Origin of the sequence: Isobaculum melis, from assembly GCF_900111355.1 — a bacterium.
Lineage (GTDB): Bacteria > Bacillota > Bacilli > Lactobacillales > Carnobacteriaceae > Isobaculum > Isobaculum melis.
Genome location: NZ_FOHA01000002.1, coordinates 182,498 through 195,821 on the forward strand (window position 1 = coordinate 182,498; position 13,324 = coordinate 195,821).

General features: G+C 34.7%; 10 protein-coding genes. All 10 read right to left on the bottom strand.

The window, feature by feature from the left end; genetic code table 11:
• Positions 1 to 267: 267 nt before the first annotated feature.
• The 10 genes from pnpS to hpf all read right to left on the bottom strand — a co-directional run bounded on the left by pnpS (position 268) and on the right by hpf (position 13,287).
• Entirely contained in the window at positions 268 to 2,046 is a 1,779-nt protein-coding gene (gene pnpS, locus BMW29_RS02645) for a two-component system histidine kinase PnpS (RefSeq protein WP_092650028.1), read from the bottom strand.
• Positions 2,043 to 2,762 carry a response regulator transcription factor gene (locus tag BMW29_RS02650; RefSeq protein WP_092650030.1) on the bottom strand — a complete coding sequence of 240 codons (720 nt, stop codon included), beginning with the start codon at positions 2,760 to 2,762 and terminating at the stop codon, positions 2,043 to 2,045. Before BMW29_RS02650 ends, pnpS begins: the two co-directional genes overlap by 4 nt.
• 93 nt (positions 2,763 to 2,855) lie before the next feature.
• A complete protein-coding gene (locus BMW29_RS02655) occupies positions 2,856 to 4,055 on the bottom strand; it encodes a PDZ domain-containing protein (protein ID WP_092650032.1) in 1,200 nt (399 codons plus the stop codon).
• Positions 4,056 to 4,088: 33 nt separating this feature from the next.
• Positions 4,089 to 5,534: a cardiolipin synthase gene (gene cls / locus BMW29_RS02660; RefSeq protein ID WP_092650034.1), complete on the bottom strand. Its 1,446-nt coding sequence runs from the start codon at positions 5,532 to 5,534 to the stop codon at positions 4,089 to 4,091.
• Positions 5,535 to 5,662: 128 nt separating this feature from the next.
• Positions 5,663 to 6,835, bottom strand: coding sequence for a CHAP domain-containing protein (locus BMW29_RS02665; protein WP_092650036.1), 1,173 nt, complete (start codon positions 6,833 to 6,835; stop codon positions 5,663 to 5,665).
• A gap of 45 nt (positions 6,836 to 6,880) precedes the next feature.
• Positions 6,881 to 7,768 (bottom strand): permease-like cell division protein FtsX, encoded by an 888-nt coding sequence (gene ftsX / locus BMW29_RS02670; protein ID WP_092650038.1) that lies wholly within the window; start codon positions 7,766 to 7,768, stop codon positions 6,881 to 6,883.
• A complete protein-coding gene (gene ftsE, locus BMW29_RS02675) occupies positions 7,758 to 8,444 on the bottom strand; it encodes a cell division ATP-binding protein FtsE (protein ID WP_092650040.1) in 687 nt (228 codons plus the stop codon). The genes ftsX and ftsE overlap by 11 nt, the downstream gene beginning before the upstream one ends.
• A gap of 330 nt (positions 8,445 to 8,774) precedes the next feature.
• A protein-coding gene (prfB, locus tag BMW29_RS02680) for a peptide chain release factor 2 (protein WP_143047326.1) occupies positions 8,775 to 9,876 on the bottom strand; the annotation gives its coding sequence in 2 pieces (ribosomal slippage) (positions 8,775 to 9,803 and positions 9,805 to 9,876; 1,101 coding nt in all).
• Between the two features lie 63 nt (positions 9,877 to 9,939).
• Positions 9,940 to 12,465, bottom strand: a complete 2,526-nt coding sequence (gene secA, locus BMW29_RS02685) for a preprotein translocase subunit SecA (protein ID WP_092650044.1) — start codon at positions 12,463 to 12,465, stop codon at positions 9,940 to 9,942.
• Between the two features lie 270 nt (positions 12,466 to 12,735).
• Entirely contained in the window at positions 12,736 to 13,287 is a 552-nt protein-coding gene (gene hpf / locus BMW29_RS02690; protein WP_092650046.1) for a ribosome hibernation-promoting factor, HPF/YfiA family, read from the bottom strand.
• Between the last annotated feature and the right edge of the window lie 37 nt (positions 13,288 to 13,324).

A 13,324-nucleotide genomic window follows, 5' to 3' on the forward strand; every position in this document is an offset into this window, starting at 1 on the left:
ATATCAGTTCCCCGATTGAGTTATGAAGCTATTGAAGTGTTAAAACATTAGCAACTCTTCATTTGCCCCCCAGCAAATGAAACGTTCGTTTTAACTAAGTATGAAATCAATGACATTTTCCTGATTTCATGATGTTGTTCAATCAGTTTATATTCCCCAATATCCCGCTGATTGGATATACTATTTTTATCATCCCTTATAAAGAAGTCTAATGTATGACGAAGAGCCACCCCCAGTGCTCCATACATTAGACTTCGCTTTTTTTATTTAATTTAAAGGTAACTTCACTCTAAAGGTTGTCCCAATTCCCAACTGACTTTCTACATCAATTTCTCCTTGGAAGCTCTCTACCAAATACTTCACAATTGATAACCCTAAACCTGTTCCACCTGAATTTCTGCTTCTTGCTTTATCTACACGATAAAATCTTTCAAAAATACGTGGTAGTTCATCTGCAGGAATACCAATCCCATCATCTGTTACTTCAATCACAACTTGCTCATTTTGCTCTAGATAAATCGCGACTTCCACAATCCCTGATTTTTTGCTATAGGCTAATGCATTAGTGATTAAATTAATCAAAATTTGTTGAACACGGCTTTTATTACTGTTCATGATTAATTGATTCGCTGGCGCTTTAAGGCGCATTTGAATCTTTTTTTTGTTTGCAAGAGGCTTCATGGTTTTAAAAATACTTGTAATGGTTTGACCTAAATCAAACGGTTCTAAAGTAATTAATTCCTGATTTTGCTCTAATTTTGACAATTGTAAAATATCTCTTATGAGAATATCTAAGCGACTACTTTCTGTATACATAATTTCTAAAAACTGTTGCAGCAAATCTGGATCATCTTTCGCACCTTCTAATAGTGTTTCTGAAAAGCCTTTTAAAGCTGTCACAGGTGTTTTTAATTCATGAGAAGCATTGGCTACAAAATCACTTTTGATTTTTTCTAGCCTTTTAATTTCAGTAATATCATAAAGTAACACAATGACATCTGTACCATCACTATTTTTATTTGGAATCGGCACCACGTTTGCATCTAAAATTCGTTCAATCGGCGCATAAACATAAATTTCTTCATTTTGAGATTTATTTTTACGATACGCTTTTTCAATCATTCTTGTTAAGCCATAGCTTTTTGAAGCTTCTGCATATTGATGACCAATTAAAGCTTCTGCTCGTTCAGCAAAAATTTCCTCCATTGCGGGATTGATTAATTGAATGGAACGATTTTGATCTAATTGCATCACACCAATGACTAAATGATCGATTAAACCTTTCATTTGACTTTCATTTTGGCTAATTTGTTGCATCTGTGTTTCTAAATTCTCCGCAAGATGGTTCATTGTGTCCCCAAGCCTTGCGACTTCACCTACTGCTTGGCCATGATAACGACTGGTATATTTTTTTTCAGATAAATCCTGTGCAACATCAATGACCTCTTCAACTGGCTTCGCAACACGTTTCGCAATAATAATAGAAAAGATTCCCGCAATGATTAAGGTTAGAAAACTAATCACTGCTAGCATCAACCAGATATTGTGAATCTCTTGCTCTATCTTCACAATATTCATTGATAACCTGATGACACCAATTAACTGCTGCTCACTATTCTTAATAGGAAGCGATACATATAACATTTTTTCATCTGATGAATCACTTTTTCGCGTATCTACATAAGTTGTTTCACCAGCTAAAATATGTTTAAATTCTAAACGATTTTTGTGATTTTCTAAGGTCGCTTCATCAAACATCGAATCCGCAACAACCGTGCCATCGGTTAAAATAATGGTCATTCTTTCCTGACTATTTTGATTGGTTTCTTTGATTTTAGTTGAAAGTAAGGCTGTTTCGCCTTTTTCCAAATGGGTTGGAATATCCAAAACTGTGGTGACTAATTTAGCATCCTCTGTCAGACGATTTTCTTGTGTCGTTAAATATTGCTTGCGAATCATGGTCCCTGAAAAGAAGCCGATAAAGAGCACAACCATTGTAATTAAAATAAAAAAAGCAGTGGCAATTTTTACACTAAAACGTTTCATGATTTAGGCACCTCAAATTTATACCCAAAGCCTCGTACAGTTCTAATATATTGAGGATTTTTTGTATCTTCTTCGATTTTTTCTCGTAAATGACTCACATGAACATCAACAATTCTGGTTTCTCCAGCATAATCAAATTTCCAAATGGCTTCCAGTAATTGTTCTCTACTTAGTACCCTACCTGCTCTTTTTGTAAAATATAACAGGAGTTCAAATTCTTTAGGTGTGAGTTCTAGCAATGCTTCATGACGATAGACTTCAAACTTTTCTGGATAAATGGTTAAGCTCCCAATTGCAATTTTAGCTGCATCTTGTTCTTCTTCATCTGCTTGTTTTTTTGTTGAATGACTTGGTTGAACCCTACGCATAATGGCTTTTATTCTTGCTAGCACTTCTCTTGGGCTAAATGGCTTGGTCATATAGTCATCTGCACCTAATTCAAGACCAATAATTTTATCTAATTCATCATCTTTTGCAGTTAAAATTAAGATTGGCGTTTCTATTTTTTCTTGGCGTAATTTTTTACAAATTTCAATTCCATCCATTTTAGGCAACATCAAATCCAAAATCATAAAATCAAATAGATGGGCTTTAGCTAATTCATAGCCTGCCATTCCATCTGTTGCTGTTACCACTTCATAACCTGCTTTTTCTAAATTAAAAGCAAGTAAGGTTAAAATAGAAGGTTCATCATCTACAATTAATACTTTTGTCATGAGTTTCGTCCTTTCATCACATGTTATTTTCACTATACACGAAACACTGTTGCTTGAAAAGAAAAAGAAATCTCAGTAGCTGAGATTTCTTTTTTAGTTTTGATCTTCTATTGAAATAATCCCCAATCCATGGGGTGATTCTGCAAATATTGCGGTTTGAACCATTTTAAACTCACCATCAGCTGTTTGGACACGCAACTTACAGAAGGTACTATTGGTTAAATAAGCTTCATATAACTCATTAACCGTTTTAATAGAAATCCCATTACAGGAAATAATCGTATCACCTAATTGTAGCCCCATTTTTTCTGCTGGTGTATTGGGTTTAGCACCTAAAACACGTAAGCCTAGAGGTGAAATTCCAAATAAGAAAGATTGTTTCTGCTCTCTTAAACGATGACGATACATCACAATGAAACCGGCAATAATAAATAGGCCAAAGTTAATCAGATATAAATAGGGGACATAATAGGACAGTAGGACAAGACATAAACCAATGACGCCAACGAATTGATATTCTTTTACCAAATTTGCAATGGCTTTTTTAGGCCACTGTGCTTGTACCTGAATACGCATCCCTAATAAAATAGGGACAATTAAAAAAGTAAATTTTGTTTGACCAATTGAAAAGACAGGCCACCAAGAAAAAAGAGAAGGGATGAGATCTCCTGGAATTAAAATAAATAATGGCATACACCACAAATGTTTGATCTTAAAGAAGCCAGCAATTTTCCCTCTACCTGTATCTCGAATGCTAGGTGCTAAGTATTTTCCACCATATTGATTCATTAAATAAGCATGTATAAATAAGGCAAGTAGCATTAAAATACTAATCGTTAAGCTCATTTCACTAAAATAGCTTGTATCAGGCATCAGCCATTCTTTTAGAACAGAAGGACTATGTGCTAATAGCCATTCATTTGGATAAAACCCCAGCACAAAAACCAAAAGTGAGGTCAATGAAAAAGTAAACAATGGATGAATAAATCTTAAACCAAATAATACCAATAATAAAATGGTGACCACTTGTAATAAAACAAGCCAATGTATGGTTAAAGGCATCCCAATCCCAAATGATAGGATTGAGAGAAGAATACCTGGGATAATAGCCGCTAAAAAGTACTCCTTTAATTCAAATAATTGTTGAAATATTGTTGTTCTAAATGTTTTACGTTCTGTTTTTATTCGTTTTGAACCAATCAGATATACAGTGAATAATCCGATTAAAAAGACTGGTTGAATGAAAAATTTTAAGATATTTACTAAAAAAGTGATGGCTATTTCTCCAACCATATCATCACAAACCTTTCTGTTTTAAACTAATTGCTATAATATTGGGGCAACTAATCGAGCGAGTGCTTCTTTAATTTTTATAATTTTCCCACGCTTTTGATATCTTTCAGGTGTTAACTGTAATGATTTTTGGCTATCTAAAAAGAAAGCTGTTCTTAATTGACTGGCCAACTCTTTATCATAAACAATTACATTTCCTTCAAAATTCAATCTAAATGATCGAATATCAATATTCGCAGATCCTACAGATGCTACTTCTCCATCAATGACCATTGTTTTGGCATGCATGAAACCATTCTCATAAGTCTCTACAATAGCGCCTAAAGCAACTAACTCAGCTGCATAAGAATAGGTTGCCCAATAAACTAACATATGATCAGGTTTATTAGGAATTTGTAGATGCACTTTAATGCCTGATAATAAGGCTAGTTTTAATGCATCATGCAAAGAAGTATCTGGGATATAATAGGGTGTTTGAATTAATATTTCTTTTTTGGCAATATTGATCATTTTTAAATAGACATGTTTAATTTGCTCATGGGTTGAATCTGGTCCTGAACTAATCATTTGCATGGGTACATTTCCACGAGCTGGAATCGTTGGGAAATACTCTTTTTTATAGACGACTTTATTGGTTGCGTGAGAGTTCCAATCCATCAAGAAACGGTTCTGCAATCCATAAGTGCCATCGCCTGTGATTCTAAAATGTGTATCACGCCAATAACCATATTTTTTATCTAATCCTAAATATTCATCGCCAATATTAAAGCCACCAATATAACTAATTTCACCATCAATAATGGCTAGCTTTCTGTGATTTCGATAGTTAGCACGTAAATTAATAAAGGGAATAATCGCAGGAAAAAAGGCAATCACTTCCCCACCAGCTTCTCTTAATTTGTTAAAGAATTTTTTAGGTAAGGTAGAAGAACCCATACAATCATAAATCAGTCTTACTTGAACCCCTTCTTCTGCTTTCTCAATTAGTAAATCCCTTACTGTTTTCCCTAAATGGTCTGGTCGATAAATATAATATTGTAAATGAACATGTTTTTTAGCTTGTCTAATATCAGCTAATAGTTGATCAAATTTTTCATGACCATCTGTAAAAATTTCTACTTCATTATTTTCTAGATATAAGCTTTGATCATAGACTGTATTCATGTAAATCAGCTGTTCCACGTCTACTGAGCTCATATTTGGAAGCGGAAATGTTTCATCTTCTAGCATTTGAATTTGGTCTTCTAACTCCATTTTTAATGCTAATTTTTCTTGAATTTTTAAATCAAATATTTTTTCTTTTGATAGGCCTCTTCCTAATAACATGTATAGCATGAATCCTACTACTGGTAAAAAATTCAAGACAAATATCCATGCCCAACTTGAGGCGGTATCTTTTCTTTCTAAAAACACAATGGCAAACGAAAGCGCCATATTACCAAGTAAAATAATGACTACGATTATTCCAAATACATTCATTCGATTTTGTCCTCCTGATTCGCTATATTAAAGATAGCATATGTTGCACAGAATCAAAAGGAATTCCTGTTTTTTTCTGCATGAAATAAAAAAATCCAAAAGGTTTCCCTTTTGGATTTTAGTTGATATTAGTAAATATAAGTGTAGCTACCTACTTGACCAGCAGGAATCACACGGTTATTCACGACACCAATTCCACCATTGAAATTCATTTCACTGATTAGAATGTCGCCGTTTCCTCTTACTTCTTCAACATATGCTACGTGACCAAAACCACCAGCACCTGTTTGTAAAACTGCGCCAACAGCTGGTGTGCCACCAACTGGTACGCCTGCTGCGCTTGCCGCTGCTGCCCATTGATTTGCATTTCCCCAGAAGCTTCCAACAGGATTTCCAGATTGTGCACGTCTTTCATATACATACCATGTGCAGTATCCCCAAGCATAACGGTTACCAACATTACCAACATTGGCACCACCGCCACCTACTACAGGAGGTGCAGCTACGCCGCCACCATTATCAGCAGGTGCTCCTGCTTCTTCGTTTGTTGAAATTGGTGCTACTACTGGTGTATTTGCTGCTGCTTCTCTTGCTTTAGCTTCTTGTGCTACTGCTGCTGCTTTATCTTTAGCTGCTTGTTTTTGTGCTAAGAATTTATCTTTATCACTTTGAACAGTTGCTTCATCAGCTGCAATTTGTGCTACTACGGCTTCTTTTTCTAATTTTTGTTTGTCTAGCTCTGCTTTATTTGCTTGATAGTCAGCAAATAATTTTTCTTGAGCAGCTGATTTTTCAGCTACTTGTTCTTTTTTAACTTCTACAGCTTCTTTATCTTCTTTTTGTTTAGCTACCATATCTTGGTTAGCTGATACAAGTTTTGAAACTGCATCCATTCTACCCAAAGCTTCACCAATTGAATCAGATGAAAGAACGAAATCTAAATAGCTTTGTGTATTACCATTTACTTGAATGGCACGTGCTTGTTTTTGTAATTGTTCTTCGCGTTTTGCAATATTATCATTTAATACTTCAACTTCACGACTTAATTTTTCAAGATCTTTTTGAGTCGTTTCCATCTCAGTTAATAAGTCATTTACTTTTGTTTCAGCTTCAGTGATGCTATCTACAACTTTAGCTAATTCACCTTTAGCACCTTCTTTTTGATTGTTTAATTCATTTAACTTCTCATCTTGTTGTTGAATTTTCGTGTCGATTTCATCTGCAAATGCAGTAACTGGTCCTACTAATGCGCTTAATCCCATTGTTCCAATAACTGCTAGTGTAAGAAATTTTTTATTCACGTGTTCATCCTCCAAATTTTTATTTATCTTGTTTTTACGTCTTTTTTAATTTTTCAAGAATCTTCTCATTGATAGTATAGATCCTAGTGCACCGATAATCATTCCAATGGCTAACATGACACCACCAATTTGATATAAGAACGGTGAAGGAGATAACAGACTAAATGAAGCGGTTGTTAATGCTGAATTAAATTTACTATAAATCGGCAAGTAAACGCCCGTTAAAATCGCAATGGGTATTAATGCTCCAAACATACCTATCCAAGCACCTTCTAATAAGAAAGGCCATCTGATAAATCCGTTTGTTGCCCCCACCAACTTCATAATCTCAATTTCTGTACTTCTTGAAAGAATGGTAATTCTAATCGTATTAGAGATTAGGAACATTGCTAGTAATAATAACGCAATGGTAATCACAAGTCCAATATTTCGAACTGTATTTAATGTTTTAAATAGCTTATCAACAGTCAATTTACCATAACTGACATCTGTTACATTTTCAAGATCTTCAGCTTCTTTTGCAATTTTAGCTGTATCAGTAGGTTCTTTGGCACTGACAACGTATTTATCATATAAAGGATTGTCATCCCCTTGGAACATTGAGAAGTTTGATCCATAGCTTCCAACTAAATCATCTAACTCTTCATCTCTTGTTTTAAGTTCCACATGGTCTACTTCATCCATTTGCTCTAACACTTTTTTTAATGCTTTCTTCTGATCTTCTGTTGCTACCTTTTCAATATAAACATTTACTCGAACATCTTTTTCAACATCTGTTGCAAGTTTATTCATATTAAGTAATAAGGTTAGGAAAATCCCTACTAAAAGTAAGGTTACTGTTACTGCACTGACTGCAGCTAATGTCATCCAACCATTACGCTTCATGCTTTTAAAACTATCAAGTAGATGGCGTTTCATTGTTCTAGCCTTCATAACCGTAATCCCCCCCTAATTCATCTCGGACGATCCGGCCGTTTTCTACAGCTAGTACACGATGCTTCATCACATTCACAATTTGACTATTATGTGTTGCCATTACAATAGTTGTACCTTGTCGATTGATTTCATCTAAGATATTCATAATTTCCCAAGAAGTATCTGGGTCTAAGTTTCCTGTAGGCTCATCAGCAATTAGAACACGTGGCATATTAACAATTGCACGTGCAATTGAAATACGTTGTTGCTCTCCTCCTGATAGCTCAGTTGGAAACATTCTAACTTTATGTTTCAATCCAACTAAATCAAGAACTTCTAAGACACGTTTTTTAATCATTCTTGGATTTTTTTCGACTACTTCCATTGCATAAGCAATATTTTCATAGACGGTTAAACGTGGAAGTAATTTATAGTCTTGGAAAACGACACCAACATGTCGTCTTAAGTAAGGGACTTGCTTATCACGCATTGTGATTAAATCAAAATCGCCAACTTTAATGGTACCTTTTGAGGCACGTTCTTCTCTATATATCATTTTTATAAAAGTTGATTTACCAGCTCCACTGGGACCAACAACATATACAAATTCACCTTGTTCGATGCGTACAGACAACCCATTTGCGGCAGTAATGCCATTTGGGTATTTCTTATAAACATTCAGCATTTCTATCATTTCAGTTAATCACCTTACTTTTCTAGTTTTTTGCTATTATCCTCAGGTGTTTTTATTAAAATTCTTTATTAGTGTGTTAAAAAAACTTTATTCAATTGAGGCACTCACTCATTATAGCATTTTATTCTATTAATAATTGTATCTTTTCATTACAAATATGTTTCAATATTCGTCTTCTTTGTAACTTTAGATTTTATTATCTGCTTTTTTTGATATTATGGATAATTTATCCTTAAAAAACAAAATAAACCACAAATCATCCCCACTTGGGTTTGATATTGTGGTTTATTTTGGGATTTAGTGGCTCTACATTGTTACAGTCCAGTCATATTAAGACAAACGACTCTTTAAATAAGCATCAATAAACGGACTTAAATCACCATCCATCACACCTTGAACGTTACCTGTTTCATAATTTGTACGATGATCCTTTACCATTGAATACGGATGGAAAACATAAGAACGAATTTGCGAGCCCCAACCAATTTCCTTTTGCTCGCCTCTTATTTCGGCTAATTCTTTTTCTTTTTCTTCTACTTCTAATTGATGCAGCTTAGATTTCAACATCCCCATCGCTTGATCTTTATTTTTAAATTGTGACCGTTGTTCTTGACTCGCGACAACTATCCCCGTTGGAATATGTGTAATACGAATCGCTGAATCTGTTTTATTAATATGCTGTCCACCGGCTCCACTGGCACGATAAGTATCAATTTTCAAATCATCAGGATTGATATCAATAGAAATGGTATCATCAATTTCTGGAATCACATCAACAGATACAAAAGAAGTGTGTCTTCTCCCAGCAGAATCAAATGGTGAAATTCTCACAAGACGATGCACGCCTTTTTCCGATTTCAAATAACCATAAGCATTATGCCCCTTAATCCGTAAGGTTACGCTTTTAATACCAGCTTCATCACCACTTTGGTAATCTAAGGTTTCAACCTTAAAGCCATTTTGCTCTGCCCAACGCATATACATGCGTAATAACATACTCCCCCAGTCCTGTGATTCAGTACCGCCTGCTCCTGGATGTAATTCAATGATTGCATTGTTTTTATCATAAGGATCATCTAACAGCATATCTAATTCAAATAACGCCAAAGTATCGCTATGTGCCTGAGTTGCATCAGCTAATTCTGCTTGTAATTCAGCATCTGGCTCCTCACGAATCATCTCCAACATCATTTCTAATTCTTCTTGCTGATTGGCTAAAGCCATAAATTGATTGTATTTTTCTTTGACAATATTGGCTTGATTAATCAAGCCTTGCGCTTTTTCACTATCATCCCAAAAACCTGGTTCGCTCATGATTTCATCAAATTCAGCAATATTACTTTCCATTTGTTCTAAGTCAAAGAGACCCCCTGAAAGTCTGAATTTTTTCTGCTGCTTGTGTTAACTGATTTTTAATTTCGCTTAGTTCCATCTATTTTCTCCTTTGAAAAGGACACGTATTGGTTGATTTCACCAATCCGTGTCCACTATTTGTTTATGCTTCTTTGCCGTGACAGTTTTTATATTTCTTTCCACTACCACATGGACATGGATCATTTCTGCCAATTTTTGGTTCATGTTTCTTAGGCTTTTTAGCAGCAGCTACCGGCTCATCCCCTTCAATTGGGTTCACTGGATTTCCTTTTGCTACTTGTTCACGTTCTAAGTTTTGTCTGATTTCAGCTTTCATTAATGTTCTTGTAACATCATAATCAATCGCTGCAATCATTTCATCAAATAGTTTAAAGCCTTCTGCTTGATACTCAACTAATGGGTTGTTTTGTGCATAAGCGCGTAGACCAATTCCTTGTCTTAAATGATCCATTGTATCAATATGATCTGTCCACTTGCTATCAACCACTCGTAGAATAACAACTTTTTCAAATTCTAATACTTGTTCAGAGCCATTCAATGCTTCTTCTTTATTTTGGTAAACTTCTTCTGCTCTTGTCATCAAGTAAGCAACCATTTCTTCAGCTGTCTTACCTTCTAAATCTAAGGCAGAAATAGTATCTTCATGGACTAATGCTGCTTTCGCAAAGTCAACAATACCTGCTAGATTCCATTCTGAGGTTGTTGGTTGTTGTGTATTTTCTTCTACAACACGTGTAATCGTACGTTCAATCATTGGTAATGTCACATTTTTTAAGCTACCTTCAGCCATAATGATTTCTAAGCGTTGGCCATACATAATTTCACGTTGTTCACGCATGACATCATCATATTCTAAAATATTTTTACGTGTATCATAGTTATTTCCTTCTACACGTTTTTGCGCAGATTCAACCTGTTTTGAAATCATTTTACTTTGAATAATCGCATCTTCTTCAGCTAATTTAAAGCGTTCTAGCATTGCTTGGATTCTTTCTGAACCAAAACGACGCATTAATTCATCTTCTAATGATAGATAGAATTGTGTGACACCTGGATCTCCTTGACGACCTGAACGTCCACGTAATTGGTTATCAATACGTCTTGATTCATGTCTTTCTGTCCCGATAACAGCTAAACCACCTGCTTCAATCACACCTTCGCCAAGCTTAATATCTGTCCCACGACCAGCCATATTCGTCGCAATAGTAACTGCGCCGCTTTCACCAGCATGCTTAATAATTTCTGCTTCTTTAAAGTGATTTTTAGCATTTAATACTTGATGTGGAATCCCTTTTTGAGTTAATAAGGAAGCCATTAATTCTGATGTTTCAACTGCAACTGTCCCCACTAAAACAGGCTGTCCATTATGATGTCTTTCAGCGACATCCTCAGCAACTGCTCTAAATTTACTTTCAATTGTAGGATATAATAAATCAGCTTTATCATCACGAATAATTGGTTTATTGGTAGGAATTTCCACAACTTGAATATTATAGATTTCTCTAAATTCTTCTTGTTCTGTTTTCGCAGTACCTGTCATCCCTGATAATTTTTTATACATACGGAAGAAGTTTTGGAAAGTAATAGTTGCCATTGTTTTTGATTCATTTTCAATGTCTACCATTTCTTTCGCTTCAATCGCTTGATGCAAGCCATCTGAATAACGACGTCCTGACATAATACGACCAGTAAATTGGTCAACAATTAAGACTTCGCCTTCTTGTACAACATAGTCAACATCACGAATCATAATATAGTTGGCACGTAATGATTGATCAATATGATGCGTTAATGCAACATGTGATAAATCATATAAGTTTTCAATTTTAAAGACTTTTTCAGCTTTAGAAATTCCTTCTTCTGTTAAAGCAATTGTTTTAGAAGGAACATCAATTAAATAGTCCTCTTCTGCTTTTAAGCTTTTCACAAAGAAATCTGCTCTTGTATATAGCTCAGCTGATTTTTCTGCTTGCCCAGAAATAATTAATGGTGTTCTTGCTTCATCAATCAAAATAGAATCGACTTCATCGACGATTGCATAGTTTAATGGGCGTTGTACCATCTGCTCTTTATAAACCACCATGTTATCTCTTAAATAATCAAATCCAAGCTCATTATTTGTGCTATAAGTAATATCTGAAGCATAGGCTTCACGTTTTTCTTCTGGTCCCATTGAGTTTAAGTTTAAACCAACAGATAGCCCTAAGAAGTTGTATAGTACACCCATCTCAGTGGCATCACGACTAGCTAAATATTCATTAACGGTTACGACATGTACGCCTTCACCAGCGATTGCATTTAAGTATACAGGCATGGTTGCTGTTAAGGTTTTCCCTTCACCTGTCTTCATTTCTGGAATATTCCCGTCATGCAGAACAACCCCACCCATTAATTGGACATGATATGGATATAGACCCAACACACGTTTTGAAGCTTCTCTAACAACTGCAAAAGCTTCTGGTAAAAGTTGATCTAATGTTTCACCATTTTGATAGCGTGTTTTAAATTCCTCTGTTTTTGCTTGAAGTGCTTCATCAGTCAAAGCTTCCATTTCACTTGCAAAGCTTTCAACTTGATTTGCAATCTTATCAAGTCTCTTTAATTCTTTACGATCATTTTCAACTAATTTTCTTAAAAAATTTGCCATTTATTTTTCTCCTCTTTAAAGTAATCTCTTTTACGAATATTTTTTTCAATTCATTATTGCTTAGTAGTTAGAATAAACCTAGCTTAAGCCTATCTACACAATTTTATCATTACTTACTGCTAAAAGAAACATTTTTTAGCATAAAAAACTTGGAATTTTACAAAATGTTCAATCTTTAGACATTTTATCACATTTTTTCTTCAGAAGGTTGTTCAAACATTTTCAGAAAAAAAAGAAGCTGCTCTAGGAGCAGCCTCTTTTTTTATTTTATTAATCAGTCTCAATCAAGCCATATTTGCCATCTTTACGACGGTAAACAATACTTGTTCCATTTGTTTCAGCATCTTCAAAAATAAAGAAGTTATGGCCTAGCATATCCATTTGAAGTACAGCTTCTTCGCTATCCATTGGTTTTAAAGACAAGCGTTTTGTACGTACAATATCTAAATCAACGCCATTATCTTCTGTAACACCTTGTGTTTCAGAAACGAAAAACTCTAAACCTTTAGCTGTTTTTTCGCGAGATTTACGATTGATTTTTGTTTTATACTTGCGGATTTGTCTTTCTAATTTATCTACAATCAAATCAATACTTGCATACATGTCTGGACTTGTTTCCTCCGCACGTAAAACCAAGTATGGAAGTGGAATTGTCACTTCAACTTTAGCGGTTTTATCTGAATAAACTTTTAAATTTACATGAGCTGTAGCTTCTGGTGTATTTGTAAAGTAACGTTCTAATTTTGAAACTTTCTTCTCCACATAATTACGAATGGCATCTGTTACCTCAATGTTTTCACCACGGATGTTAAACTTAAGCATAAAAACCTCTCCCTTCATCCTAATCAATATGATTAGG

Coding starts and splice junctions, on each gene's coding strand:
- BMW29_RS02655 (WP_092650032.1), bottom strand. CDS start 4,055: ATGGTTGGAGAAATAGCCATCACTTTTTTAGTAAATATCTTAAAATTT.
- cls (WP_092650034.1), bottom strand. CDS start 5,534: ATGAATGTATTTGGAATAATCGTAGTCATTATTTTACTTGGTAATATG.
- pnpS (WP_092650028.1), bottom strand. CDS start 2,046: ATGAAACGTTTTAGTGTAAAAATTGCCACTGCTTTTTTTATTTTAATT.
- BMW29_RS02650 (WP_092650030.1), bottom strand. CDS start 2,762: ATGACAAAAGTATTAATTGTAGATGATGAACCTTCTATTTTAACCTTA.
- ftsE (WP_092650040.1), bottom strand. CDS start 8,444: ATGATAGAAATGCTGAATGTTTATAAGAAATACCCAAATGGCATTACT.
- hpf (WP_092650046.1), bottom strand. CDS start 13,287: ATGCTTAAGTTTAACATCCGTGGTGAAAACATTGAGGTAACAGATGCC.
- secA (WP_092650044.1), bottom strand. CDS start 12,465: ATGGCAAATTTTTTAAGAAAATTAGTTGAAAATGATCGTAAAGAATTA.
- ftsX (WP_092650038.1), bottom strand. CDS start 7,768: ATGAAGGCTAGAACAATGAAACGCCATCTACTTGATAGTTTTAAAAGC.